General features: G+C 71.6%; 24 protein-coding genes. 10 read left to right on the top strand and 14 right to left on the bottom strand.

The features are described 5' to 3' along the window. The first annotated feature begins 9 nt into the window (after positions 1–9). Both QM809_RS09715 and QM809_RS09710 read left to right on the top strand, forming a co-directional pair. On the top strand, positions 10–555 hold the full coding sequence (locus QM809_RS09715) for a hypothetical protein (RefSeq protein WP_415045580.1): 546 nt from the start codon (positions 10–12) through the stop codon (positions 553–555). Next, a complete protein-coding gene (locus QM809_RS09710) occupies positions 552–1,811 on the top strand; it encodes an alpha/beta-hydrolase family protein (protein ID WP_415045579.1) in 1,260 nt (419 codons plus the stop codon). The genes QM809_RS09715 and QM809_RS09710 overlap by 4 nt, the downstream gene beginning before the upstream one ends. On the opposite strand, the gene gatA is transcribed toward QM809_RS09710, so the two are convergent. Beyond that, positions 1,778–3,262 carry an Asp-tRNA(Asn)/Glu-tRNA(Gln) amidotransferase subunit GatA gene (gatA, locus tag QM809_RS09705; protein WP_415045577.1) on the bottom strand — a complete coding sequence of 495 codons (1,485 nt, stop codon included), beginning with the start codon at positions 3,260–3,262 and terminating at the stop codon, positions 1,778–1,780. The two genes, QM809_RS09710 and gatA, sit on opposite strands and share 34 nt — an antisense overlap. Before the next feature lie 34 nt (positions 3,263–3,296). Beyond that, the gene (gene gatC, locus QM809_RS09700) at positions 3,297–3,608 is read right to left on the bottom strand and encodes an Asp-tRNA(Asn)/Glu-tRNA(Gln) amidotransferase subunit GatC (protein ID WP_415045576.1); all 312 of its coding nucleotides are present in this window, start codon (positions 3,606–3,608) and stop codon (positions 3,297–3,299) included. Positions 3,609–3,736: 128 nt separating this feature from the next. Here gatC and QM809_RS09695 point away from each other — a divergent pair, with 128 nt between their 5' ends. Further along, positions 3,737–4,399: an amino acid-binding protein gene (locus tag QM809_RS09695; protein ID WP_415045575.1), complete on the top strand. Its 663-nt coding sequence runs from the start codon at positions 3,737–3,739 to the stop codon at positions 4,397–4,399. Positions 4,400–4,979: 580 nt separating this feature from the next. Here QM809_RS09695 and ligA read toward each other — a convergent pair. Continuing rightward, a complete protein-coding gene (ligA, locus tag QM809_RS09690; RefSeq protein ID WP_415045574.1) occupies positions 4,980–7,217 on the bottom strand; it encodes an NAD-dependent DNA ligase LigA in 2,238 nt (745 codons plus the stop codon). Between the two features lie 95 nt (positions 7,218–7,312). Here ligA and QM809_RS09685 point away from each other — a divergent pair, with 95 nt between their 5' ends. Then, a complete protein-coding gene (locus QM809_RS09685) occupies positions 7,313–7,708 on the top strand; it encodes an MmcQ/YjbR family DNA-binding protein (RefSeq protein ID WP_415045573.1) in 396 nt (131 codons plus the stop codon). 9 nt (positions 7,709–7,717) lie between these two features. Here the strand turns inward: QM809_RS09685 and QM809_RS09680 are convergent, their stop codons facing one another. From QM809_RS09680 to QM809_RS09670, 3 genes are read right to left on the bottom strand one after another with little or no spacing between them, the layout of a single operon-like run. After that, positions 7,718–8,545, bottom strand: coding sequence for a cytochrome c biogenesis CcdA family protein (locus tag QM809_RS09680; RefSeq protein WP_415045572.1), 828 nt, complete (start codon positions 8,543–8,545; stop codon positions 7,718–7,720). 5 nt (positions 8,546–8,550) lie between these two features. Next, entirely contained in the window at positions 8,551–9,270 is a 720-nt protein-coding gene (locus QM809_RS09675; RefSeq protein ID WP_415045571.1) for a DsbA family protein, read from the bottom strand. Continuing rightward, positions 9,267–10,565 (bottom strand): MFS transporter, encoded by a 1,299-nt coding sequence (locus QM809_RS09670; RefSeq protein ID WP_415045570.1) that lies wholly within the window; start codon positions 10,563–10,565, stop codon positions 9,267–9,269. Before QM809_RS09670 ends, QM809_RS09675 begins: the two co-directional genes overlap by 4 nt. 118 nt (positions 10,566–10,683) lie before the next feature. Between QM809_RS09670 and QM809_RS09665 the strand changes: the two genes are divergently transcribed. Then, positions 10,684–11,319: a GntR family transcriptional regulator gene (locus QM809_RS09665; RefSeq protein ID WP_415045569.1), complete on the top strand. Its 636-nt coding sequence runs from the start codon at positions 10,684–10,686 to the stop codon at positions 11,317–11,319. 120 nt (positions 11,320–11,439) lie between these two features. On the opposite strand, the gene QM809_RS09660 is transcribed toward QM809_RS09665, so the two are convergent. Beyond that, positions 11,440–13,545, bottom strand: a complete 2,106-nt coding sequence (locus QM809_RS09660) for an FAD-dependent oxidoreductase (RefSeq protein ID WP_415045568.1) — start codon at positions 13,543–13,545, stop codon at positions 11,440–11,442. A 131-nt stretch (positions 13,546–13,676) separates the two neighbouring features. On the opposite strand from QM809_RS09660, the gene QM809_RS09655 reads away from it, so the two are divergent. Then, positions 13,677–14,570, top strand: coding sequence for a LysR family transcriptional regulator (locus QM809_RS09655; protein WP_415045567.1), 894 nt, complete (start codon positions 13,677–13,679; stop codon positions 14,568–14,570). Positions 14,571–14,811: 241 nt separating this feature from the next. Here QM809_RS09655 and QM809_RS09650 read toward each other — a convergent pair whose 3' ends face one another. From QM809_RS09650 to QM809_RS09620, 7 genes are all read right to left on the bottom strand, one after another. Continuing rightward, positions 14,812–15,831, bottom strand: a complete 1,020-nt coding sequence (locus QM809_RS09650) for a vitamin-B12 independent methionine synthase (protein WP_415045566.1) — start codon at positions 15,829–15,831, stop codon at positions 14,812–14,814. Continuing rightward, the gene (mnmA, locus tag QM809_RS09645) at positions 15,828–16,922 is read right to left on the bottom strand and encodes a tRNA 2-thiouridine(34) synthase MnmA (protein ID WP_415045565.1); all 1,095 of its coding nucleotides are present in this window, start codon (positions 16,920–16,922) and stop codon (positions 15,828–15,830) included. The genes QM809_RS09650 and mnmA overlap by 4 nt, the downstream gene beginning before the upstream one ends. Continuing rightward, the gene (locus QM809_RS09640; protein WP_415045564.1) at positions 16,919–18,088 is read right to left on the bottom strand and encodes a cysteine desulfurase family protein; all 1,170 of its coding nucleotides are present in this window, start codon (positions 18,086–18,088) and stop codon (positions 16,919–16,921) included. The genes mnmA and QM809_RS09640 overlap by 4 nt, the downstream gene beginning before the upstream one ends. After that, positions 18,025–18,864 (bottom strand): lysophospholipid acyltransferase family protein, encoded by an 840-nt coding sequence (locus tag QM809_RS09635; RefSeq protein ID WP_415045563.1) that lies wholly within the window; start codon positions 18,862–18,864, stop codon positions 18,025–18,027. Before QM809_RS09635 ends, QM809_RS09640 begins: the two co-directional genes overlap by 64 nt. 77 nt (positions 18,865–18,941) lie before the next feature. Further along, on the bottom strand, positions 18,942–19,787 hold the full coding sequence (locus QM809_RS09630) for a GNAT family N-acetyltransferase (RefSeq protein ID WP_415045562.1): 846 nt from the start codon (positions 19,785–19,787) through the stop codon (positions 18,942–18,944). A 135-nt stretch (positions 19,788–19,922) separates the two neighbouring features. After that, positions 19,923–20,876, bottom strand: coding sequence for an electron transfer flavoprotein subunit alpha/FixB family protein (locus QM809_RS09625; protein WP_415045561.1), 954 nt, complete (start codon positions 20,874–20,876; stop codon positions 19,923–19,925). 42 nt (positions 20,877–20,918) lie between these two features. Continuing rightward, positions 20,919–21,701, bottom strand: coding sequence for an electron transfer flavoprotein subunit beta/FixA family protein (locus tag QM809_RS09620; RefSeq protein ID WP_415045560.1), 783 nt, complete (start codon positions 21,699–21,701; stop codon positions 20,919–20,921). A gap of 199 nt (positions 21,702–21,900) precedes the next feature. Between QM809_RS09620 and QM809_RS09615 the strand changes: the two genes are divergently transcribed. From QM809_RS09615 to QM809_RS09600, 4 genes are all read left to right on the top strand, one after another. Continuing rightward, positions 21,901–22,695: a methyltransferase domain-containing protein gene (locus tag QM809_RS09615; protein ID WP_415045559.1), complete on the top strand. Its 795-nt coding sequence runs from the start codon at positions 21,901–21,903 to the stop codon at positions 22,693–22,695. A 77-nt stretch (positions 22,696–22,772) separates the two neighbouring features. Then, entirely contained in the window at positions 22,773–24,272 is a 1,500-nt protein-coding gene (locus tag QM809_RS09610; protein ID WP_415047049.1) for a 1,4-alpha-glucan branching protein domain-containing protein, read from the top strand. Continuing rightward, a complete protein-coding gene (locus tag QM809_RS09605; RefSeq protein ID WP_415045558.1) occupies positions 24,269–25,531 on the top strand; it encodes a glycosyltransferase family 4 protein in 1,263 nt (420 codons plus the stop codon). The genes QM809_RS09610 and QM809_RS09605 overlap by 4 nt, the downstream gene beginning before the upstream one ends. Positions 25,532–25,599: 68 nt before the next feature. Beyond that, on the top strand, positions 25,600–26,271 hold the full coding sequence (locus tag QM809_RS09600) for an AIM24 family protein (RefSeq protein WP_415045557.1): 672 nt from the start codon (positions 25,600–25,602) through the stop codon (positions 26,269–26,271). Positions 26,272–26,438: the final 167 nt, after the last annotated feature.

The following is a 26,438-nucleotide window of genomic DNA, read 5'->3' as shown; positions in this document are numbered from 1 at the left end:
GTCGAAGTCATGCCCCGATCGCTCCTGTTGCGCCGACTCGCCGCCACCGTTCTCCTGCTCGCCGCCGCCGCTGCGGTGCTCCTCACCGGGTACGCCTCGGCCGTGTCCCCTCCGGCCGGTCCGGACCGGACCGCGGCCGCCGCCGCTCTCCCCGTCCCCGCCGATTTCGAGGACCGCCTCGGCTATCGCCCGGTCGTCGAGGACGGTCGGCGGGTGAATCCGTCCGGGTCGTGTTCGTCGCCGATCCCGCTGCCGTCGTCGTTCGAGCCGGCCTGCCGCGCCCACGACTACGGCTACGACCTGCTGCGCTACGCCGCGGCCACCGGAACGACGCCGCCGCCCGGCACCCGTGCGGAACTGGACTCCGCGCTCGTCACCGACATGCACCGGCGGTGCGCCGACCCGCTGTGCCACCTGGCCGCCGAGGCCGCCCGCGCGGGGCTGGCCGTGAACACCTGGCGTCAGCGCGGCGGTGCGCCCGAACCGGAGAGCGGACTGCAGATCGCGTCGAGCCTGGTGTCGCGCATAGCCCGGACCGTGGCGGAGCGGGCGTGATCCCCCGGGACCGGGACGCGGCGCTCACCGGAGCGCTCCTCGGCTGGTCGGCCGCCCAGACCCCGGGTGCGCTGCCGCGCGACGCCGCGCTCTCGGCCGCCGCGGGACTGATCGCGGCCTGCCTCGGACTCGGGATCGGGCTGCTGGTCGAGCGCGGTCGCACCGCGCTCGGCGACCGGCCCGGCGGAGGACACCGCGCGGAACGACGGTTCGGACCGAAGACCGCGGCGACGGTGGCCGCCGCCGCGCTGGCCCTCACCGTCTGCTGGCAGTCGGCGCTGCGCGGCGCGATGGGCATGGCGCCGATCGGCCCGGAGTGGTGGGCGGCGACGGTCGCCGTCCCGGCGGGCGCCGTCGCGGCACTGATGTGGGTGCGCCCGCGTCGCGGAACGATCGTCGCCCTCGCCGTGCTCCTCGTCGCCGGCGGCGCGGGCACGCTGCCCGGAACCGTCCCGGCGGCGCGCGCCGAGGCGTCGTCACACCTGCTCCTCTACGCGCCGCTCGCCGGTCCGCCCCCGTCCGGCATCGACATGCACGACGACGACCCGCCCGACATCGACCCGTACGACGATGCCCGCGCGGCACGTCTCGTCGACCGGTGGATCCGGGAGGGCGGTCTGCGGGAGCGCGCCGTGGTGATCGCGGTCCCCACCGGCTCCGGCTGGATCGACGCCGCCGCGCTCGACGGATTCCGCCGCAGGTTCGACGGGTCGGTGCGGGTGCTCGCCCTGCAGTACAGCGCGGTCCCGTCGTGGCAGGCCTACCTGCGCTCACCGGACCGGGCCGGACGCAGCGCCACCGCCCTCACGATGCGGGTGCTCGACGCCCTCGCCGCGGTGCCCGCACCGGGGCGGCCCCGGGTCCACCTCTACGGGCAGAGCCTGGGCGCGGTCGGAGCGGAGGTCGCCCGCCGCCGCGTCGTCGCACGCGGGACGACTCCGGCGAGCACCGTGCTCGTCGGCATGCCCGGAGGGGCTCCGCGCACCGCCCCGGCGACGGTCGTCGTCGAGAATCCGAGCGACCCCGTCGTCGTACTCCGTCCGTCGCTGGTGTGGCGCCCGCCGACCCGACGGGGCTCACCGCATCGCTTCGCGCACCGGGAGGCGCCGACGCCGCCGTGGCTGCCCGGGCTCTCGGCCCTGGCCACCGTGATCGACGCCGCCGGCTCACTCGACGTCCCGGTCGGGTACGGGCACCGCTACGGGCCCGAGCAGGGGCTGGTTCAGCCCTCGATCGGTCCGCGCGCGGCCTCGTAGGCGGCGCCGACGCGGTACAGGCGGTCGTCGGCCAGGGCCGGCGCCATGATCTGCAGACCGATCGGCAGACCGTCGCCGTCGAGCCCGGAGGGCACCGACATCGCGGCGTTGCCCGCCAGGTTCACCGGCAGGGTGCACAGGTCGAACAGGTACATCGACAGCGGATCGTCGACCTTCTCCCCCAGCTTGAACGCCGTGGTCGGGGTGGTCGGCGAGATCAGCACGTCGACGTCCGCGTAGGCCGCGGCGAAGTCGCGCGCGATCAGCGTGCGGACCTTCTGCGCCTGGCCGTAGTAGGCGTCGTAGTAGCCCGAGCTGAGCGCGTACGTGCCGATCATGATGCGGCGCTTCACCTCGGGGCCGAAACCGGCGTCGCGGGTGAGGGCCATGACCTCTTCGGCGCTGTGCGAGCCGTCGTCGCCCACGCGCAGTCCGTAGCGCATGGCGTCGAAGCGGGCGAGGTTGCTGGACACCTCCGACGGGAGGATCAGGTAGTAGGCGCCGAGGGCGTACTCGAAGTGCGGGCAGTCGACCTCGACGATGGTCGCGCCCTGCGCGCGCAGGGTGTCGCAGGCCTGTTCGAACGAGGCCAGCACGTCCGCCTGGTAGCCCTCGCCCTGCAGCTGCTTCACGACGCCGATGCGTACTCCGGTCAGGTCGCCGGAGGCGCCTTCGCGGGCCGCGGCGACCACGTCGGGCACCGGGGCGTCGATCGACGTGGAGTCGCGCGGATCGTGACCGGCGATCACCTCGTGCAGGAGCGCGGTGTCGAGCACGGTGCGCCCGCAGGGGCCGCCCTGGTCCAGCGACGACGCGCACGCCACCAGGCCGTACCGCGAGACGGTGCCGTAGGTGGGCTTGACGCCCACGGTCGCGGTGACCGCGGCCGGCTGTCGGATGGATCCGCCGGTGTCGGTGCCGATGGCCAGCGGCGCCTGGTACGACGCCAGCGCCGCCGCGCTGCCGCCGCCCGAACCGCCCGGGATGCGCGTGGTGTCCCACGGGTTGCGGGTCACCTGGTAGGCGGAGTTCTCGGTCGAGGAGCCCATGGCGAACTCGTCCATGTTGGTCTTGCCGAGGATCGGGATCCCGGCGGCGCGCAGCCTGCCGGTGAGCGTCGCGTCGTACGGCGAGACCCAGCCTTCGAGGATCTTGGAGCCGCAGGTGGTCGGCGCGTCGACGGTGGTGAACACGTCCTTGAGCGCGATCGGCACACCGGCCAGCTTCGACGGCGCCTCGCCCGCGGCGATCGCCTCGTCGGCGGCCTTCGCGGCGGTCAGGGCCTCGTCGGCGCCCACGTGCAGGAACGCGCCCAACTCGCCGTCGATCTCGGCGATGCGGTCCAGGTGCGCCTGCGTGACCTCGACCGACGACAGTTCGCGGGCGGCGATCTTGCCCGCCAGTTCGGCCGCGGTGAGGCCGGTGACCTCGTTCGCGGTACGACTGCTCACTGATTTCTCACTCACAGGGTTCTCACTCACAGGGTCATTCCTCCCCGAGGATCTGCGGAACGGCGAAACGGTCCTGTTCGACGGCGGGCGCACCGGACAGCGCCTGCTCGGCGGTGAGACCGGGGGTGACGACGTCGTCGCGCACCACGTGGCGGACGTCGAGCGGGTGGGCCGTCGGCGGAACGTCCTCGGCAGCCACCTCGGCCACCTGGGCGACGTGGCCCAGGATCGAATCGAGTTGGGCGGCGTACTGGTCGAGTTCGTCGTCGGTCAGCGCCAGGCGCGACAGACGCGCCAGATGGGCGACCTCGGCACGGCTGATCGCCGGCTCGGACTGCGGAGACATCTCCAGAATTCCTCTCGTACACGTGCGGTGCCATCCAGACTAGGCCCTGGTGCCGACGGTGATCGCACGGGCGTCCGCTCGACCCGAGGCAACCGCGGTGTAACCGGTCGGCAATACGACCCGGAATAATGGGGTGCGTGTCGTACCTACTGCGCGTGACCCTGACCGACCGCCCCGGCAGCCTCGGCCTCCTCGCCGTCCAGCTCGGCGCGGTGGGCGCCGACATCCGGTCTCTCGAGGTGGTCGAACGCGGCGAGGGTTACGCGGTCGACGACATCGTCGTCGACATCCCCACCGGGGCCCTCCCCGACACCCTGATCACCGCGGCGGAGAAGGTCGACGGCGTGTACGTCGACTCACTGCGACCCTTCGTCGACAAACTCGACATCCACCAGGAACTCGAACTGATCGACGCCGTGGCCGGCGCCCGCACCGATCGTCTTCAGGTGCTGTCCGATCTCGCACCGCGCACCCTGAACGTGTCGTGGGCGATGGTGGTGACCGGGGGCCCCGACGTCGCCGTCCGCCTCGCCGCCAGCGGCAGCGCCCCGGAGACACCGCTGGAACGTGCGGACTGGCTGCCGCTGGACGCCGCGGCCCGCTTCGATCCGCATGCCGCCTGGGTGCCCGCCGGATGGCAGGAGCACGACACCGCCCTGGTCGCCGCGCCTCTCGGCGACGGCAGCAAGGCGCTGCTCGTCGGGCGTGTCGGAGGCCCCGATTTCCGGCCGAGCGAGGTGGCCCGGCTGGGGCACCTGACCGGGATCATCTCCGGACTCGTCCACCACTGATCCGGTCGATCTCCCCGTCTCGTCGATCTCACCGTGCGGTGACGCCGAGCCCCTTCGACACCCGGGCTCGCTGCGCTCGCTCGGGGCTCAGGGAGCGGTGGAGAGGACACCCGAGCGGTGCGTGCCCCGACCGCCGAACCGGCGGCTGAGCCGGGCCGCGAACGACGTGAGCGTCCCGTGTCGAAGCCCGCCCTCTCGTCGGTCGGGATCTCGGTGTGGTCTCGACTCCGCTCGACCAGCGAAGGGGACTCGACCGGCGAAGGGTGCCCGACCGATGAGAGGTACTCGACCGGTCAGAGGTGCTCTGGCGACGAGAGACACTCGATCACCGACGAGCCACCCCGCGCGGACATCCGGGAGCACCCTCCGGCTTCGGGGAGGACGAGCAACTCCAACGCGGGCATCCGGGAGCACCCTCCGGCTTCGGGTGAGGGGCAGGACGACGATGTCGCGTCGAACGTCTCCGCACGACACGCGCCCTCCTCGAGTCGAGCGCACGATCTCGGCACAAGTCGCGTGGCGAGGACAAGTGAGACCGACATCGTCGTCCTGCCCCGCCGACACACAGATCCGGGCGCGACTACACCTCGCCGGTCTCCAACAGCCTCTTGAACGCCTCCTCGTCGAGGATCGGGACGCCCAGCTGCTCGGCTTTGGCGGCTTTGCTGCCCGGTGAGTCGCCGATCACCACGTAGTCGGTCTTCTTCGACACCGAGCCCGAGGCCTTGCCGCCGCGCGCGATGATGGCCTCCTTGGCGCCGTCCCGGGTGAAGTCGGCCAGCGATCCGGTCACCACCAGGGTCTTGCCCTCCAGGGTGCGGGCGATGGACTCGTCGACCTCGTCGGCCGTCGACACCCCGGCGGCCCGCCACTTGTCGACGATCTCGCGGTGCCAGTCGACGTCGAACCAGTCGCGGATGCTGGCGGCGAGGGTGCCGCCGACGCCGTCGACCTGCGCGAGGTCGTCGGCGGTCGCGGCCTCGATCGCCTCGAGCGAACCGAAGGCGGTGGCCAGCGCCCGCGCGGCCGTCGGGCCCACGTGCCGGATGGAGAGCGCCACGAGCACGCGCCAGAGCGGAACGTCCTTCGCCTTCTCCAGGTGCTGGAGGAACCGTTTGCCGTTGGCGGAGAGCTCGCCGGTGTTGTTGGTGTAGAACGACGTCCGGGCCAGGTCGTCGGCGGTGAGCGTGAACAGGTCGCCCTCGTCGGCGATCACGTCGCCGCTCAGCAGGGCCGTCGCGCCCTCGTAGCCGAGCGCGTCGATGTCGAAGGCGCCGCGACCGGCGAGGTGGAAGAGCCGTTCGCGGAGCTGCGCCGGACACCGTTGCGCGTTGGGGCATCGGATGTCGACGTCGCTCTCCTTCTCCGGGCGCAGGTCGGCTCCGCATTCCGGGCACTGCGTGGGCATCACGAACGCGCGTTCGGTGCCGTCGCGCAGATCCACCACCGGCCCGAGCACTTCGGGGATCACGTCGCCGGCTTTGCGGATGGTGATGGTGTCGCCGATCAACACGCCCTTGCGCTGCACCTCCGACGCGTTGTGCAGGGTGGCGCGCGCGACCGTCGAACCGGCCACCTTGACCGGCACCATGTCGGCCCACGGCGTGACCCGCCCGGTCCGGCCGACGCCGACCTTGATGTCGAGCAGTTCGGTGGTGACCTCTTCCGGCGGATACTTGTACGCGATGGCCCAGCGCGGCGCGCGCGAGGTGGCGCCGAGCCTGCGCTGCAGCGCGGCGCCGTCGACCTTCACCACCAGACCGTCGATCTCGTGCTCCACCGAGTGCCGGTTCTCACCCCAGTACGCGACCGTCTCGACGATGGCGTCGGCGCCGACGACCTTGCGGGTGTGCGTCGACACCGGCAGGCCCCACGCGCCCAGCGCGAGGTACACCTCGTGCAGCGACTCCGGCCGCCAGCCGTCGATGCGGCCGACGCCGTGGCAGATCATGTGCAGGCTGCGCTGCGCGGTGATCTGCGGGTTCTTCTGCCGCAGCGACCCGGCCGCGGAGTTGCGGGGGTTGGCGAAGGGCGGTTTGCCGTCCTCCACCAGGGAGGCGTTGAGCTTCTCGAAGTCTTCGAGCCGGAAGTAGACCTCGCCGCGGACCTCCAGCAGTTCGGGGATCGGGTACTCGTCGGACGGCGTCAGGGTGTGCGGGACGCCCTTGATGGTGCGCGCGTTGAGGGTCACGTCCTCGCCGGTCCGGCCGTCGCCGCGGGTCACGCCGCGCACCAGGGTGCCGTTCTCGTAGGTCAGCGCGAGGGCGACGCCGTCGATCTTGAGTTCGCACAGGAACTCGATCCGGTCGCCGCCCTGCGCGGCGAGGTCGGTCGGCGTCTCCGGATCGGCGGGGTCGACGACGACGGATTCGGCGCCCTCCTCCGGCTCGACGCTCTCGGCCGTCTCGGCGGCGTCGGAGACCGCGGCCTCGTCGAGCGTCGGCGTCTCCTCCGGCGCCTCGACCGCATCGTCCTCTGCCGCGGGCGCCGCCGGCGCGCTCACCACGACCCCGGCGTCGACCTCGGTGCGCGCGATCCACGCGCGGAGCTCGGCCTCGTCGAACACGTTGTCCAGCGACATCATCCGTTCGAGATGGTCGACCGGGGTGAAGTCCGTGGAGAAGCCGCCGCCGACGCGTCTGGTCGGCGAGTCCGGGACGGCGAGCTCCGGGTGCTCGTCTTCGAGCGCCTGGAGACGCCGCAGAAGCTCGTCGAACTCGGCGTCGGAGATGATCGGCGCGTCGTTGACGTAGTAGCGGAACTGGTGGTCGCGGATCTCGTCGGCCAGCTCGGCCCATTGCTGCTGCGGTGACGTCACGGGGAGAATCCTAATCCCCGCATACGACATCGCCGGACCGCTCCGCCACCGGCGGCTCCGCCCGCGGCGCATGTCTCCGGCCTACCCTGAACCCCATGCCGCACCCGATCATGTTCGACGACGACGATCCCGTCCTGGCCCGGCTCCGCACGCTGGCGCTGGCGCTGCCCGAGGCCGTCGAGAAGGTCTCCCACGGGCGGCCGAACTTCCGCTGCGGCAAGGTGTTCGCGGTGTACGGCGGCGGCCCGAAGGGTTCGAAGACGCGGCACGACACCGCGCTGCTGTTCATCCCGGATCCCGGTGAGAAGGCCGCACTGGAGCAGGACGACCGTTTCTGGGTGCCCGCCTACTACGGCCCGGCGGGCTGGCTCGCGACGGATCTGTCGCCCGACTCCGACTGGGCGGAGGTCGCCGAACTGCTCGATGCGAGCTTTCGGCAGATCGCGCCGAAACGGGCCGTCGCCCGGCTGTCCACCGAGTTCACCGACTGACCGCCGGACTCATCGACCGACGCGCCGCCGGGCCGCCCGCACCGCGAACACCAGCACCGCCGCCGCGACCACCGCCGTGAGCACCTCGAGATCCGAGAACCGTCCGGCCCACCGGGACAGCGTCCCCTGCCAGCGCAGTTGCGTGTCCGCGCCGACGGCGGCGCCGAGCGAGGCGGTGCCGTCGGTGGCCCAGAGGAAGATTCCGACCGCGATCAGGGCCAGGCCGGAGATCAGCGACGTCGTGTGGAACGCGAACCGTCCCACCGAGAGTTCGCGGCCGCGCAGCACGCCGCGCATCCGCGGCCCGATGCGGTCCCAGCACAGCGCCAGGATCAGCAGCGGCAGCGTCATGCCCGCGGCGTACGCGGTCATCACCAGTGCGCCGTACCAGGGGTCGCCGCTCACCACGCCCACGGTGAGCACGGCCCCCAGCAGCGGCCCCGAACAGAAACCGGCGAACCCGTACACCGCGCCGAGCAGCACCGTGGAGAGCGGTCCGGTCACCGTCACGCGGTCGGCCAGTCCGGACAGCGGTCCGAAGCCGAAGCCGCTCCCGAACACCATGACCAGGCCGAACACGACGATCACCGCCGCACCGATCGTCGTGACCGTCTCGCGGTGCACGGTGAACAGCGACCCGAACGCGCCGACGCCCGCGCCGACCGGCGCGAGCACCGCGATCAGGCCGAGGAAGAACAGTCCGGTCCGGGCCGCCAGATCGCCGAAACCGGTGTAGGCGAAGGCGAAGAACGACGGCAGCAGCAGTGCCGCGCACGGACTCAGCAGCGCCAGCAGCCCGCCGAGGAAGGCTCCCAGGAGACCGATCTGTCCGGCCATCGTCGTCAGCTCGCGCCGAGGCGCCGGTCGATCACGGTCTCGTAGACGTCCACCGGGTGCGCCCCCACGATCGGTTCGCCGTCGATCACGAACGCGGGCACGCCGACGATCCCGAACCGTTCGGCGGCCTCGACGTCCCCGGCGATCGCATCGTCGTAGGTGCTGTCGAGCGTCTCGCGGCGGAAGCGGTCGAGGTCGGCCACGCCGGCGTCTTCGGCGTGCTTCACCAGCGTCTCGATGGGCAGATCCGGGTGCTTGGACGCCGGAGCGTCCCGGTACACCGACTCCGTGAACCGCCAGAACCGGCCCTGCGCGGCCGCCGCCCATCCGGCGCGGGCCGCCAGTTCCGACTGCTCGCCGAAGAGCGGGTGGTCGCGCCACTCGATGCGGAGCCTGCCGGTGTCGACGTACTCGCTCACCAGCTTCGGCTCGACGTCCCGCGTGAACGCCGCGCAGAACGGGCAGCGGAAGTCGGAGTACATCACCATCACCACGGGGGCGTCGACGTCGCCTTTGGCCCGACGGTCCTTCGGGTCCCGGCGCGAGAGGTCTCCCAGCGGACCGAGCTCCGCGGGCGTCGACGCCCCGGCCGACGGCCGCGCCGGGGCGTCGTCGGATCCGGTGCGCCCGACGATCACCGCGACCACCAGACCGACCAGGACCAGGACGAGCACGCCCAACACCACCAGGTCACGCCTGCCGCGCGAGGTCTTCTCGTCGTTCACGACGCCGCCTTTCCGAATGCTCCACGACGGTGCGCGACGCCGAGCACCGGGAGCAGCAGCAGGGCGATCACCGCTCCCCCGTACCCGACCATACTGAAACCGGCTCCGGCCATGACCAGTCCGGCGAGCGCTCCCGCGGCGGCCGCCGCCAGCGCGATGAGCACGTCCACCGAACCCTGTGTCTTCGGTCGGTCGATCGCCGGGGTGGCGTCGATGACCAGGGCGGTGCCCGAGATCAGCCCGAAGTTCCAGCCGAGGCCGAGCAGGATCAGTGCCAGGGACAGCAGTCCGACGGAGTCGGCGGGCGCGAGCACCGCCAGCACCCCGGCAGCGGCCAGCAGGAACGACGACCCGAGCGCCATCCGGAGGCGGCCGACCCGGTCGACCAGCGGACCGGTGGCCAGCGACGGCAGGTACATCGCGGCGATGTGCAGACCGATCACGACGCCGACGGCGCCCAGTCCGTGGTGGTGGCCGGTCATGTGCACCGGGGTCATCGTCATGACGCCCGCCATCACGACCTGCGCGACGATCATCACCGCGGCGCCGACGTAGAGCGCGGTGCGCGGGAGGGTCGCGGCCCCGACGGCCTTCGCGGCGGCGGCCGCCTCCGCGGACGGGTGCGGATCGTCGTCGTGCCGTTCGGCGATGCGGCGGGCCAGCAGGAACGGGTCGGGCCGCAGCAGGATCGCGAACGAGAGGCCCGCGGCGCCGTAGGCGACGGCCGCCAGCAGGAACGGTCCGGCCAGGCTCGGCACGCCGATGTGCTCGGCGAACGAGCCCATCGGGGCGATCAGGTTGGGTCCGGCGACGGCGCCGAGCGTGGTGGCCGCGAGGGAGATGCTCACCGCGGTGCCGCGTCGCCGGGGTTCGGCGAGGTCGGTGCCGGCGTATCGCGCCTGCAGGTTGGTGGCCGTGCCGGATCCGTAGACCAGCAGGGCGGCGAACAGCAGCGGGATGTTCTCGGCGGTCGCCGCGATCACGATCCCGACCGCGCCGAGCGCTCCGGCGCCGAAACCGAGGGCGAGGCCGGTACGACGACCCCGCCGCTGCGCGATCCGCCCGACGACGAACGCCGCGAATGCGGAGCCGAGGGTGAACAGCGCCGCCGGGAGGCCGGTGAGGGCGTCCGAGTCGAGCATGTCCTCGGCCAGCAGCGCCCCCACCGAGACGCCCGCGGACAGCCCCGCGCCGCCGAGCACCTGGCTCACCACCACCACGATCAGCGTCCGGCGCTGCACCCGGGCCACGCGTTCGGGACCGAGGGGATCCAGCGGTGTTCGTCGCTCACTCATGCCGCTAGGATCCTAGTTGGATCCCAGATTCGCAAGTCCTTTTCCACTCCGTGGATAAGCTTCCCGGAGAGTCGTCGCTTCCCGCGATCGGCCGACCCCGTCCCGAGAGGAGCGCACCGTGAGCACCGCCGGTCCCGACTCCGCCGCCGATCGCGCCCTGCGACACATCCGCCGTGCACTCCTGACCGGCACGTATCCACCCGGCACCATGCTCAGCGAATCCGCGCTGGCCGCCGACCTCGGACTCAGCCGCACCCCCGTCCGGGCGGCCCTGCGCCGGTTGCAGGACGAGGGTCTGCTCACCATCTACCCCAAACGCGGCGCCCTGGTCCGGGAGCTCAGTGCCGACGAGGTCCGCGCATCGGCCCAGGCCAGGCACGCCCTGGAGACCGCCGGCGTGCGTTTCGCCGAAGCGGCCGCCCGCACCGCTCTGCGCGCCGAGCTCGCCCCGAACCTCGCCGAACAGGAACGGGCCCTGGACGGCGGCGACTTCCCCGCCTTCGCGCGCGCCGCCATGGCCTTCCACCGCAGCTTCGTGACGCTGGCGGGCAACGCGGTGATGCTCGACCTCTACGACCGCCTCCAGGACCGGCAGATGCTCTCGATCCTGCGCTCCACGCCGTCGATCACCGATCAGCCCTGCCAGGTGCTCGACGCGCACCGCGCCCTGCTCGACGACGCCGAGGCCGGCGACTGGGTCTCCTTCGCCGACCGCCTGACCACCCATCAGGAGGACAGCCACGCCCTCCCCTGACCGCGCCCGCCCGGCGGCGACGGCTCGGGCTCGGGCTCGGGAGAACTCGATCCGCGCCGTCCTCGTCCCCGCTCCGGCCGACTCCCCGCGCCGAGTCCGAGACGCCCGGAAAGCTCGCCGCTACTGGAGTGCCGACTCCACCTCGCGGGCGGCCTGCAGTCCCGCCCGGACAGCACCTTCAAGGTGCCCCGCATACGCCTGCGCCGTCTCCGTGGACGCCAACCGGAGACGTCCGCTGTGCGACGGACGGGACAACACCGGATCCCCGAAACCGCCGGTCGACGCCGACGGCGATCGACGAACGGGCGTGGTGTACTTCTCATTCGCCCAGTTCACGACGACGACCTCCCTCGGTTCGGCAGCCATGGCACCGAACAGAGTGCGCAGCTGCGTGAGGAACATCCGACCGATCCGGGAATCAGAACGGCCGACGACACTCGCCGACTGGGCGAATCCGAAGATCGCCCCCGGGGTCTCCTCCGGGCCGCTGTGATCGTGGAACTCCCGGAACGGCCCGACATGACTCATCGCTGAACCGGCGAGACCCTGCGCCCTCCAGAACGGGTCATCGTAGACGGCGACCGCCTTGACCATGTCACCCATCCACACCGAGGTTCCTTCCGCGGCCACTCGCACCCGATCCGGGATGTCCGGTTCGAACAAGATCGACTCGACGGCGAGCGCCGGCGGGAGCGCGACGATCACCTGCTCCGCGACGACCGTACCGGTGAGTGTCATGACGATGACACGCCCACCGTCGTCATGGATCGACCTGACCGGAGTCCCGGTCTGCAGTACTCCTTCTGCGAGACCGCCTGCCAAGGCGTCGGCCAACGACCGCACGCCGTCGGTGAAACGGCAAGCCGGGCCGTCGATCGGGTTCCCGCCGAAACGTTCAACTCGTCCGCGGGAGAACTCGAACACGGCGTCGCCCCGCGTGTACTGATCGAAGGAGGTCCTGGCATACCGGTCCAGCAGAGCACGGACGAGTGGCTCGTTGTGCCAGAACCAGGTCGCACCGAGGTCCACCGGCAATCCGCCGACATCGACGGATTCCACCCGGCCGCCGACCCGATCACGTGCCTCCAGGCAGCGTACGCTCAGCCCGGCGCGGCCGAGTACATCCGCAGCGACCAGACCGGTGATTCCTGCGCCGACCACCACGACGTCGCAGGTCACGACATCGTCGTTCATCAGAATGCCCTCGACGTCGAGCACGATTCGGAAGCGGGCTCGACCGGCGGCCACCCGGGTGACGGCCTCGCTCGCCTCGCCCAGCGGGCGTCGTTCGATCACCGGCCGGATCCCGTGCCGTACAGCGAAAGCCATGGTCTCCTCGATGTCCTGCGGACTTCCCGTCAGATGTCCGGTGACGATCTGAGACTTCATGACCAACGCGGCGGCAGGCACGGCGACGTCTCCACCGTCGACACCGATCAATGTGAGTCGGCCGCGCAACGCGAGTCCGGGCAGCAGATCGGCGACCGGTGCGGAGGTCGGCACGGTCGACAGGAGTAGATCGGCACCGCCGAGCACAGCAAGAGCCCGAGCGGCGTCTTCGGCCGTGCAGTCGATGTAATGATCGGCACCGAGGTCGTGAGCCGCCGCGGCACGGTCGGAACCACGGGCGATGACGATCACCCGATGACCCAGCGCCGACGCGAACTGGACCGCGAGATGCCCCAGTCCGCCCAGACCGAAGACCGCCACCGTTCCACCGGCCGGAACCCCCGCGTGCCGGATCGCATTGAATGTGGTCACGCCGGCGCAACCCATGGGTGCAGCGTCGAAGAAGTCCATGCCGTCGGGGATCGCCGCGAGCGCATCGGCCGGGACGGTCACCGTCTGGGCCCAGCCACCGGGATACGACGTCCCCGGTGTCATCCGCTCCGCACAGTGCACCACGTCACCGGACCGGCAGAGCGTGCACCGACCGCAGCTCCCGCCGAACCAGCCGACGGCCACCCGGTCTCCCACCCGCCGGCGGTCGACGTCGTCGCCCACCTCCGCGATCACTCCGGAGATCTCGTGGCCCGGTGTCACCGGGAAACTCGTACCAGCGCCGACGGCAGCCGTGGTGCCGATGTCGGCGTGGCATACACCCGACGCACGCACCGCGATCCGCACCCACCCCCTCGACGGAGCGGACACCTCGGCGACCGCCGCCACCAGCGGTCCACCGGCCTCGAACACCCGCATCGCCGTGAGGGGAGTGCTCTCACTCATCAGACTCACCGTTCTCTCGACGACGTGATGCCGCTGTTCCTCATCGGGTCCAGCGCTGACCGGCCGAACTCTACGTACTCCCCAGGCAACGCAGTAGGTCCGCGAACGGCATGAGTCGATAGCATGCGGCTATGGATGATCGGCTCAGCCTCGACGGACTGCGTTACGCACGGACCGTCGCACGCCTCGGCTCGTTCACCGGCGCCGCCCGCGCTTCCGGAGTCACCCAACCGTCGCTGTCCAATGGGATCGCCCGGCTCGAGAAACGTCTGGGTGCGAGCCTCTTCCATCGGAGTACAAGGGGCGTCACACCCACCGAGTTCGGTACGCATCTCCTGCCCCTCATCGACCGGGTCCTCACCGAACTCGATTCCCTGACCGCCGAAGCACGACGCCTCACCTCCCCGGACCGCTCCGACATCCGTATCGGACTGTCTCCGCTGATCGATCCCCGCATCGTCGCCCGCACCCATTCCGCGGTCCAGGAGTTCGCCGGACGGCGCGAACTGATGCTTCGTGAAGCAGACATGCGCGATCTGCGGGAGAGCCTGGCCACCGGGGATCTCGACATCGTGCTCGTCCCCGCCGTCGAGCAGTCTCCAGGTTTCCGACACCAGATCATCGACTCCGAGCCAGTAGTGGTGATCGACTCGAGGTCGATGACGACAGAGCCCGTCGACCTCGATGACGTCGCGATCAGCAAGCTGATTCTGGTACCCGACTCGTGCGGTCTCACCACGTTCACCATCGGTCTCTTCACCGGTCGGAATACCGAAGTGGACACTTATCCGGGCGAGCCCGCCAGCTACCGCATGCTGGAGCAGTGGGCGACACTCGGCCTGGGCACCGCGATCCTTCCGTCGTCCAAGCTCAGTACCCCGGACATCACGCACAGACCGCTGTTCGACGACGGCCTGGAAGTCGAGATCTTCTACGAAGCGATCTGGCACGAGAACTCGGTCCTGGCCCCAGACCTCGAACTCCTCGCCGAGACGCTGGCACGGCTCGCTGCACACCATCGATGAACTGTTCACTCAGGATGTCGTCGACGAACGTCGAACGCGATGGCGAACGGCGGCCTCCGACGAGGGCTTCGACACCGAGCCCCTCACCGATCGTGATCTCGATGGCGACCTGAACCGAGCGGAGTCGAGACCGCACGGCGCCGGTCGTCGACGTCGTGACGCCGAGGCCCTTCGACACCCGGGCTCGCTGCGCTCGCACGGGGCTCAGGGATCGAATGGCAGGAATCGGTGAGGTGTGCGGTCAGGAGGTCGTGACGCCGTCGGCGACGGTCGTCGCGAGCGCCAGCGCCGTGCGCGCCCACGACGGCGGCGCACCGGCCAGCCCGCACACGGGCGTCACCAGGAACTGCTCGGCGAACACCGTGCGCGGCAGGCCGATCCGGTCGATCAGCCCGGTCAGCCGGGCCACCAGATCGTCGGCGACCTGATTCGACGACAGTCCCGGGTCCGTCGCGGGCACCACCCCGGCCGCCACGACGCGCCCCGCGTCGAGCGTCTCGCCGAGCGGGTCGTAGTCGCTCTCGCGCAGCTGCGTGAAGTCCAGCGACACCCCGTACGACGGCACCCGCCGCAGCAGTTCCCAGCGCGGCGCCGCGCACGAGTGCAGCAGCAGCGGCCGCCCCAGCCGGGCCGCGAAGGTCTCCAGGATCTCCGCGACGTCTGGAACGGGAATCGGCGGAATGGGGTCGAGCCTGGTCAGCGGGGTCACCGTCCCGTCGATCACCGATCCGATCGACGGCTCGTCCAGTTGCACCACGGTGCGCACCCCGAGACGGCGTTCCAACTCGGCCGCCTGCTCCCCCAGTCCGGCGGCGAGCGATTCGGCGACGTCGTGCAGCGCCCCGCGGTCGCGCACCAGCTTGTGTCCGCCGCGCAGTTCGACGTGGGCGGCGAAGGTGAACGGTCCGCACGCCTGCACCTTGAGCACCTCGGTCCGGCCGCGCAGGCCGCGCGTCTCCCAGAGCTCCTCGACGGCGTCCAGATCCCAGCGGAGATGATCGCGGGCCCGCCGCGTCTCCGCGGTCGGCGAGGCCGCCAGCCGGTAGGTCCGGTGCACGTAGTCGACCGGGATCCCCACCAGCAGGCCCGCAGTGCGCCCGAGCAGGTCGGCGCCCACGCCCCGAGCGGGGAGTTCGGGCAGATACGGCAGCCCCACCTCACCGACGACGACGTCGACGGCCGCCCGCGGATCGGTTCCCGGCATGGATCCGATCCCGGTGGCGACACCGGTCGGCACGGCCGCCGCGGACTGCGGTGTCACGGTGCGGTGGCGGCGATCCGGCCGGAGCCCAGCACCAGGTCGCCGCGCTCGGCGTCGGGCAGATAGAGCACCGCGGCCTGGCCGCGGGCCACGCCGCGCAACGGGGTCCGCAGCGCGATCTCGATGCCCGGCCCGTCGTCGCCGTCGACCGGGGTGGCGACCGCTTCGGCGAGGCCGCCGTGGGCACGGACCTGCACGGTGCACTCCACCGGACCGTCCGGGACGATGCCGGACGTCCAGATCGCCTTGGTCGCGACGACGGTGCGCACCTCCAGGTCTTCGGCGGTCCCCACCGTCACGGTGCCCGACGCGGGATCGATCCCGGTCACGTACCGCGGTGCGCCGTCGGCGGCCGGCCCCGAGATGCCCAGGCCCTTGCGCTGACCGATGGTGAACCCGTGCACGCCCTCGTGCTCGGCGAGCTTCTCGCCGGACGCGGCGTCGACCACCGCACCCGGGCGCACCCCGATGCGCGCCCCCAGGAAGGCCCGGGTGTCGCCGCTCGGGATGAAGCAGATGTCGTGGGAGTCGGGTTTGTTCGCCACCAGCAGCCCGCGCCGCTCCGCCTCGTCGCGGATCTGCGGCTTCGAGGTGTCGCCGATCGGGAACATCGCCCGCGACAGCTGTTCGTCGGTGAGCACGGCCAGCACGTACGACTGGTCCTTGTCGACGTCCACCGCCCGCCGCAGCTCGCCGTCGGCCAGCCGCGCGTAGTGCCCGGTGGCCAGCGCATCGAAGCCCAGGGCCAGCGCCCGCTCGGCGAGCGCCGCGAACTTGATCTTCTCGTTGCAGCTCAGGCAGGGGTTCGGGGTCTCCCCCGCGGCGTACGCGGCGACGAACTCGTCGATCACGTCGTCCTTGAACTGGTCGGCGAAGTCCCACACGTAGAACGGGATGCCGAGCATGTCGGCGACGCGCCGCGCATCGTCGGCGTCCTCGCGCGAGCAGCAGCCCCGCGAACCGGTGCGCAGGGCGCCCGGCGCCGACGAGAGCGCGAGATGCACGCCGACCACGTCGTGTCCGGCCTCCACCGCGCGCGCCGCGGCCACCGAGGAGTCGACGCCGCCGCTCATGGCCACCAGTACTCTCATCGGACCCCCGTCAGTCCGGCCGCCTGGGCCCGGTCGCAGACCTCGTCGAGGATGGAGGCCAGATAGTCGATCTCGGCGACGGTGTTGGCCGGTCCGAGTGAGAAGCGCAGCGAGCCGCGGGCCGCCGAACGCCCGAGTCCCATGGCCAGCAGCACGTGGCTGGCCGAGGCCACGCCGGACGTGCACGCCGACCCGGTCGAGCACTCCACGCCCTTGGCGTCGAGCAGCATCAGCAGCGAGTCGCCCTGGCAGCCCGCGAAGCTCACGTGCACGATGCCGGGCACGCCGTCGGTGCTCGAGTTCACCGTCGTGCCGTCAACCCGCGCGAGCGCGGCGAGCAGCCGGTCGCGCACCGCGATCACGGCGGCGGTGTCCTCCTCGAGCCGGTCGACGGCCAGTCTCAGTGCGGCCGCCATGCCCGCGGCGCCCGCCACGTCCTGGGTGCCGGCCCGCAGGTCGCGCTCGTGACCGCCGCCGTGCTGCAGCGGTGCGACGGCGACGTCGCGGCCGAGGACCAGCGCTCCGGTCCCCTGCGGTCCGCCGAACTTGTGGGCGGCCAGGCTGAGCGCGGAGAGCCGGCTCGCGGTGAAGTCGACCGGGACGTGGCCGACGGCGGCGATCGCGTCGGAGTGCATTGGCACCCCGAACTCCCGCGCCGTCGCCGCCAGTTCGGCGATCGGCTGCAGGGCGCCCACCTCGTTGTTCGCCCACATCACCGAGATCAGCGCCACCTCGTCGGCGTGCGCCTCCAGCTCGGCCCGCAGGTCCGCCGGATTCACCCGGCCCGCGCGGTCCACCGGCAGGATCACCAGTTCCGCGCCGCTCCCGGCCACCAGCGACTCGGCCGGATCGAGCACCGCGTGGTGCTCCACGGCGGAGATCACGATCCGGCGGCGTCGTCGGTCCTGTGCGTGCCGGGCCGCGTAGATGCCCTTGAGGGCGAGGTTGTCCGATTCGGTGCCGCCCGCGGTGAACAGCACCTCCGACGGTCGGGCGCCCACCGAGCGCGCGATCGACTCGCGCGACTCCTCCAGGGTGCGGCGGGCCTGCCGGCCCGCTCCGTGCAGGGACATCGGGTTGCCGGGCTGCGCCCAGGCAGCGGTCATCGCCGCGACGGCAGCGGGGACGATCGCGGTGGAGGCGGCGTTGTCGAGATAGACGGACATGATCGGGGTCCAGGATAACCGCGCCCGGCGCCTCGGCCCAAAGAGAGCGTCCCGAGGTCGGTGACGGCGGGCGCGGGCCGGATCAACCGCTCACAGTGCGCGGCGAGTCGCTTCCGGTCCCCGACCGGCAGTTGGAGCGGATGCACGACGACGCGCACCCGCAGCGAACGGGCCCGCAGCACCCGGCGCAGCGTGTCTCCGAGCTCGTCGTCGCCGACGAATCCCGCTTCGGTCGCCGTCCGCCCGCCCTCGCGGTAGCTGATCCTGATCGGCAGCACCGGCACCCCGGTGTCCAGGGCGGCCTGGAAGAACGCCGGCCGGAACCGGCCGCCCGCCACCCCGCACCACGTGGTGCCCTCGGGGAACACCACCACCGGGCGACCGCGGTCCAGGATCGTCCGCACCCGTTCGAGGATCGGCGGCAGCCCCCGCAGATCGCCGCGGACGTGCGGCAGCACGCCGAAGCAGCGCAGCACCGGTCCCACCGCCATCGAGACCACCTCCCGTTTGGCGACGAACCGGGCCGGCGTCACCGCCGCCACCGCGAGCACGTCGAAGAACGAGATGTGGTTGGCCACCACCAGCGCCCCGCGCAGGTGTCGCGCGCCGCGCGGACGATGATCGACCACGTCCACCCGCAGCCCCACCGCCACCAGGCTGCACCGCGCGGTGAACCGCCAGTAGCGCACCCGGGCCCGGCGCGGCACCGCCAGGGTCAGGGTGCCCGCGGGCACCAGCGTGCACAGCAGCACGGCCACCGCCAGCAGGCGCAGCACGACCCGTATCCGGCCCACCGTCCCGTGCTCGGCGCACCGGCACGAGGGCCCGCACGTGCTGACCGGGACCCACGGGTTCACCGCGGACGGGCCGTCTCGTCGGCCGGGGCCAGCCGGGCGAGGGCCCCGCGCAGGCGGGCCAGGTAGCGCGCGTCGCCCTGTTCGCGGTCCAGGACGGTCAGGAAGTCGCCGACGTCGAAGATCCGGTCGAAGGCCGGCTCGCCGCAGACGCGTGCGCCCAGCCGGATGTAGCCGCGCAGCAGCGCGGGCAGCACGGCCTTCTCCACCGGTGGCAGGGCGTCGAGCGGGGCCCCGTCCACCTCCACCGTGCGGTACGGCCGGACCGTCCAGGTGGCGGCGTAGCGACTCAACGCCAGGTCGCGGATCCCGCGCAGTTCGCGGCCGCGACCGAGGTCGGATTCGAGGGGGACCGACACGCAGCCCATCAGGTAGCGGTAGCCGCCGTCCTCCAGGTAGCCCAGGACCGCGGTCCACAGCAGTCCGGTCACGGCGCCGCTGCGGTGCTCGGGGTCCACCACCGCGCGGCCCATCTCCACGGTCTGCGGGCCGATGGCGTCGATCTCGGCGAGGTCGAACTCGCTCGCCGAGTACCAGCCGCCCGCGGCGATGGCCCGGGTCGGCGGCAGCACCCGCGCGCAGCCGGCGAGGCGGCCGGTGGGCAGGTGGCGGATCAGGAGGTGGTCGCAGAAGTCGTCGAAGCGGTCGGCGTCCAGTCCGGTGCCGGAGTCGCCGATGGCGTCGGAGTAGCCGGGTTCGGAGCGGAAGACCTCGAAGCGGAGCCGCTGGGCGGCGCGGACGTCGGCGGGGTGCGTGCTGACCACCACGTCGTAGTCACCGGCGTTCAGCAGGACCCGACGGGCCGGGGAGAGAGCGAGCGGGGCATGGATCGGAGTTACCGTCATGCCCCGAATGGAAGTCGGCCGGAGCGACGGCCCGGTCGCCCGCGGGTGAATCGTCGCGGCAGAGACGGTGAACAGATGCCGATCGCCCCGCGACTCGGCGACGAGTCACGGGGCGATCGGTGAGCGATCAGCGCATCACTTGCGCTTGTTGATCTCCTCGGTCAGCTGCGGGGCTACGTCGAACAGGTCGCCGACCACACCGAAGTCGGTGATCTCGAAGATCGGGGCCTCTTCGTCCTTGTTGACGGCCACGATGGTCTTCGAGGTCTGCATGCCGGCGCGGTGCTGGATGGCGCCGGAGATGCCCAGCGCGATGTACAGCTGCGGCGACACGGTCTTGCCGGTCTGACCGACCTGAAACTGGCCCGGGTAGTAACCCGAGTCGACGGCGGCGCGCGAAGCGCCGACGGCGGCACCGAGCGAGTCGGCCAGCGCCTCGACGACGGCGAACTTCTCGGCCGAGCCGACGCCGCGGCCGCCGGAGACGACGATCGACGCCTCGGTGAGCTCCGGACGGTCGCCACCCACGTTCGGGGCGAAACCGGTCACTTTGACGGCGTTCTCGGCCTGCTCCGGCACGGCGACGTCGACGCGGGTGCCCGCACCGGCGGCCGGGGCGGCCTCGATCGAGCCCGGACGGACGGTGATGACGGCGCCCTCACCGGCGACCGCATCGACGGTGAACGCGCCACCGCGGACCGACTGGACGGCGGTGCCGCCCTCGCCGACCTCGATGACGTCGACCAGCAGACCGCCGCCGGTGCGCACCGACACGCGGCCGGCGATCTCCTTGCCCTCGGCGTTCGCAGCGATGAGGACGGCGGCGACGCCGTTCTCCTCGGCCAGCGAGGCCAGGACGTCCACCTTCGGGGTGACGAGGTAGTTGGCGACGTCGTCCGACTCGGCGACGTAGACCTTCTCGGCGCCGGCCTCGGCGAGGGCGCCCAGGACGCCGTCGGCCTTGCCCGGGGCCGCGATCACGACGGCGGACGGCTCGCCCAGCGCGCGGGCGGCGGTGATCAGTTCGTTGGTGACCTTCTTCAGCCCACCCTCGGCGTCCTGCTCGACGAGCACGAGTACTTCAGCCATGATTTATCTCCTGAATGTCTTTGGTGTCTCGGGGTGGGGCGATCAGATGATCTTCTGGCCGGCCAGGTACTCGACGACCTTCACGCCGCCGTCGCCCTCGTCGACGATCCGCTCGCCCGCGGCACGCGGGGGCTTCGGGGTGACACCGGTGACGCGGCTGCCCGCGCTCTCCAGACCCATGTCGTCCGCCACCTCGAGCTCGGCGGCGGTGAGGACCTCGGGGGTCTTCTTCTTGGCGGCCATGATGCCCTTGAACGACGGGAAACGCGGCTCGTTGATCTTCTCGTTGACCGAGACGATGGCCGGCAGGGTGCCCTCGACGGTGAAGATGCCCTCGTCGGTCTCGCGCTCGCCGCGGAGGGTCTCGCCGTCGACCTCGAGCTTGCGCAGCAGGGTCAGGTGCGGCAGCTCCAGGAACTCGGCGATCATGGCGGGCACGGCACCGGCGCGGCCGTCCGAGGACTCGTTGCCGGCGATGACCAGTTCGACGCCCTCGACGGTGCCCAGCGCGCTGGCCAGCAGGTAAGCGGTCTGCTTGGCGTCGCTGCCGTGGACGGCATCGTCCTGGATGTGGATCGCCTTGTCGGCACCCATCGACAGCGCCTTGCGGATGGCATCGGCGGCCTGGGCCGGACCGGCGCAGAGCACGGTCACCTCGCCGCCGTTGGCCTCCTTGATCTGAAGCGCCTCCTCGACGGCGCGCTCGTTGATCTCGTCGATGATGCCGTCGACGGCACCGCGATCGAGCGTGAAGTCGTCCTCGGAGAGCTGCCACTCGGCCGTGTAGTCCGGCACGTGCTTGATCAGAACAACAACGTTCGTCATGGGTCTTGGAGACCTCCTGAATCGGTTTCGGCCGGTACCAGCCGGTACGGGCCATGGGTCATCGAACACTTTAACCGTTACCGGCGTCACCGCGAACAGCGCCCCGAAGACAATAGGGTTGCCTTACTCACACTGGTCACGTCGGCGCGGGACGGGGACGAGCGCCCCCGCCGTCGAACCGACCAGTAGGGTCGTGAGAATGAGCGAATCGCAGTCGGCCGGCGGGCCGTCGCTGGATCTGGAGACGCAGCTGGCGCTGACCGGTGAGCGCACGGTCCCCGGGATCCCCGCGGAGAACTACTGGTTCCGCAGGCACGAGGTGGCCTACGAGTTCATCGAGGAGCGCTGCGCGGGCCGCGACCTGCTGGAGGCCGGTTCCGGCGAGGGCTACGGCGCCGCGCTGCTGGCTCGCCGGGCGCGCTCGGTGGTCTGCGTCGACTACGACGAGCAGGCCGTCGAGCACACCCGCCGCCGCTACCCCGAGGTGACGATCCACCGCGGCAACCTGATCGATCTGCCGCTGGAGTCCGCGGCGGTCGACACCGTGGTGAACTTCCAGGTGATCGAGCACCTGTGGGACCAGCCCGCGTTCGTCCGCGAATGCCGCCGGGTGCTGCGGGCGTCCGGCGAGCTGCTGATGAGCACGCCGAACCGGATCACCTTCACCCCCGGCAGCGACACCCCGCTCAATCCGTTCCACACGCGCGAGTTGAACGCCGCCGAACTCACCGAACTGCTCACCGACGACGGTTTCGAGCTCGTCACCATGTACGGCGTCTTCCACGGTCCCCGGCTGCGCGCCCTGGACGAGAAGTGGGGCGGTTCGCTGATCGACGCGCAGATCCGGCGCGCCCTGGCCGGAGAGCCGTGGCCGGACGAGCTGGTGGCCGACGTCGCCGCGATCACCGCCGCCGACTTCGAGATCGTCGCCGCCGCCGACCGCGACATCGACGCCAGCCTGGACCTCCTCGCCGTCACCCGGTGCGCGCCGTGACCGGTGGCGCCGGCGCCACGCCCCGCGGAGCACGGTCCCGCGCGTCGTCGTCCGAGCGCGTTCCGGGCCGGTTCACGCTGGTCCTGCACAGTCATCTCCCCTGGCTCCTCAACCACGGCCGCTGGCCGGTCGGCGAGGAATGGCTCTACCAGTCGTGGGCGCACTGCTATCAACCGGTCTTCGGCGTGCTGCGCCGGCTCGCCGACGACGGTTTCACCGATCAGCTGTCCCTCGGGATCACCCCCGTCCTGGCCGCCCAGCTCGACGACCCCGCCGCCACCTCCGCGATGCACGAATGGCTCGCCTCCTGGCAGCTGCGGGCGATGGAGGCGGCGATGGACGACGACGCCGACCGCCGCGCGAGCGGGCACCGCGAGTTCCGGGCCGCCGCCGCCGCGCTGGCCGATTTCGAGACCCACTGGCGGCACGGCGGCAGCCCGCAGATCCGGTCGCTGCTGGCCACCGGGGTCGTCGAACTGCTCGGCGGACCGCTGGCCCACCCGTTCCAGCCGCTGCTCGACGACCGGCTCCGCCGTCTCTCCCTCCGCGAGGGACTGGCCGACGCGCGCCTGCGCTGGGGATCGACGCCGACCGGGATCTGGGCGCCGGAATGCGCCTACACGCCCGGGATGGAACGCGAGTACGCCGCCGCGGGCGTCGGGCACTTCATGGTCGACGGTCCGACGCTGCACGGCGACACCGCGCTCGGCCGCCCGGTGGCCGGCGGCGACGTCGTCGCCTTCGGCCGGGACCTGACGGTGAGCTACCGGGTGTGGTCGCCGAAGGCCGGCTACCCCGGCCACGCCGCCTACCGCGACTTCCACACCTACGACCACGAGACCGGGTTCAAGCCGTACCGGGTGACCGGCAGGAACGTCCCCGGCGACGCCAAGAAGCCGTACGACCCGTCGCTGGTGGACCCGGTGCTCGACAGGCACGTCGACGACTTCGTCGACTCGATCCGGGCCCGGCTGATCGGCGAGTCCGAGCGCATCGGACGACCCGCCCTGGTGGTGGCCGCGTTCGACACCGAGCTCTACGGCCACTGGTGGCACGAGGGGCCGGTCTTCCTGGAACGACTCCTCCGGCGGCTCCCCGAGGCCGGCGTCGACGTCGGGACCCTGGCCACCGCGCGGCGCGACGGATTCGTCGGCGCACCGGTGGAACTCGGCGACTCGTCGTGGGGTTCGGGCAAGGACTGGCGCGTCTGGGAGGGCCCGCAGGTGCACCACCTGGTCCAGTTGAACACCGAGGTGACCGCGACCGCGCTCGACTCGATCGACAAGAGACTCGACGGCGCCGCCGCCCGCGACACGACGGCCGACCAGATCCTCCGGGAGACGTTGATGACCGTGCAGTCGGACTGGCCGTTCATGGTGTCCAAGGACACCGCGGCCGGGTACGCCCAGGACCGCGCCTACAAGCACGCCCACGCCACCCGGGAGATCTGCGCCGCCGCCGACGCCGGCCGCGACGAGCAGGCCGCGCGCCTGGCCCGGGGCTGGCGCCGGGCCGACGGCGCCTTCGGGGCCCTCGACGCGAGACGCCTGCCGACCCGAGACGGGAGCGTCCGATGAAGGTCCTGATGGTCTCCTGGGAGTATCCGCCGGTGGTCGTCGGCGGCCTCGGCAGGCACGTCCACCACCTCGCCGAGGCGCTGGCCGCGGCCGGCGTCGACGTGACGGTGCTGACCCGCCGTCCGTCCGGCACCGACGCGTCGACCCACCCCACCGACGACACCGTCGTGAACGGGGTGCGGGTGATCGCCGCCGCCGAGGACCCCACGCACTTCGACTTCGGCGTCGACATGATGGCGTGGACCCTGTCGATGGGGCATTCGTTCATCCGCGCGGCGATCGCCCGCCTCCGCGACGACGAGCGACCCGACGTCGTGCACGCCCACGACTGGCTGGTGGCCCATCCCGCCATCGCGCTGTCGGACTTCTTCGACGTCCCCCTCGTCGCCACCCTGCACGCCACCGAGGCCGGCCGTCACTCCGGCTGGGTCTCCGGGCACGTGAACCGCCAGGTGCATTCGGTGGAGTGGTGGCTGGCGAACTCCGCGGACGCGCTGATCACCTGTTCGTCGTCGATGCGCGACGAGGTGACCGAGCTCTTCGGCGGCGGCGCCGACGGCTCCTCCGAGCTCGCACCCGTCACGGTGATCCACAACGGGATCGACCTGACCGCCTGGTCGTTCGCCGAACGCCCCGTCGACGCCGGCCCCGCCGAACTGCTCTTCGCCGGCCGCCTCGAATACGAGAAGGGGATCCAGGATCTGCTGGCCGCGCTCCCCGCGATCCGGCGGTCGCACCCCGGCACCACGCTGACCGTCGCCGGCGAGGGCACCCAGCTCGACTGGCTCACCGGGCTCACCGTGAAACACCGGGTGAAGGGCGCCGTGCGCTTCGCCGGCCGACAGGACCACGACGGCCTCGTGACACTGATGCACCGGTGTGCGGCGATCGTCCTGCCCAGCCGCTACGAACCGTTCGGCATCATCGCGCTCGAAGCCGCGGCCACCGGGATCCCGCTGGTCACCTCCACCGCGGGCGGACTCGGCGAGGCCGTGATCGACGGCGAGACCGGGACCACGTTCCCGCCCGCCGACGTCGCCGCGCTCACCGCCGCCGTGCGGACCACGCTCGACGACCCCGCCGCCGCGGCCGCTCGTGCCCGACGCGCCCGCGCCGTCCTCACCGAGGAGTTCACCTGGCCGGTGATCGCCGACCGCACCGCCGCCGTCTACGGTTCGGCCACGCGCCGCACCCCTCGACCGCTGGCGCGGCCGGTGATCCCCGAACGCCCGCTCCCCGACCGCGATCCCGGCGTGTGAGACGCCCCGGTCGGTAGCCTGGAAGACACGGCATCCCGGCCGTGTCCACGACCTGCGGAGGAACATCGATGCGCAGCACCCTGTTCGACCAGAGCAACCAGGAGAAGGAACTCGACCAGCGCTGGGTGGTCCAGAACGATCGCATGCTGCGCGTCGGATTCGGGCCGGACGCACTCGCCGCCAAGGGGGCGATGGTCGCCTATCAGGGGCAGTTCGAGTTCAAACACGAGGGCGCGGGCTCGGTCGGCAACTTTCTCAAGCGGGCCGTGACCAACGAGGGCGGCCAGCTGATGCGCGTACGCGGCCAGGGCGAGGTGTTCTTCGCCCGCCGCGCCGAACACGTCTTCACCATCCAGCTCGAGGGCCCGCAGGAGTCGATCATCGTCAACACGTCGAGCCTTCTCGCGTTCGACGACACCCTCGACTGGAAGATCACCTCGATCGGCAACGCGGGCATCATGGCCGGCGGCCTGTTCAACCTGACCCTCGGCGGCCAGGGCGTCATCGGCGTCACCAGCGACGGCCCGCCGCTGATCCTGGACTGCTCGCGCCAGCCCACCTTCGTCGACCCGCAGGCCGCCGTGTGCTGGTCCGCCAACCTGACGCCCACCCTCAAGAACGACCTCAAGATCGGTGCACTCATCGGCCGCGGCTCGGGCGAGTCGTTCCAGCTCGGCTTCCACGGACCCGGCTTCGTCGTCGTCCAGCCCAGCGAGGGCGCACCGCCGATCCCCTCCTGAGCGGGCGGCGCGGTCTCGACTCCGCTCGACCGGCGAGGAGAGGCACCCCTTCGGCGGTCGAAGAGACGCCACTTCACCGATCGAGCGAAGGCGCCATCTCGCTGGTCGAGCGGAGTCGAGACCCTGAGATCCCTCGGACCGGCGCGGGGAGCGGAGGGAGACCACCC

Source organism: Gordonia sp. (in: high G+C Gram-positive bacteria) (assembly GCF_047600385.1).
Lineage (GTDB): Bacteria > Actinomycetota > Actinomycetes > Mycobacteriales > Mycobacteriaceae > Gordonia.
Note: the sequence above shows the minus strand (reverse complement) of the source record. Positions and strands in the feature narration are given on the sequence as shown.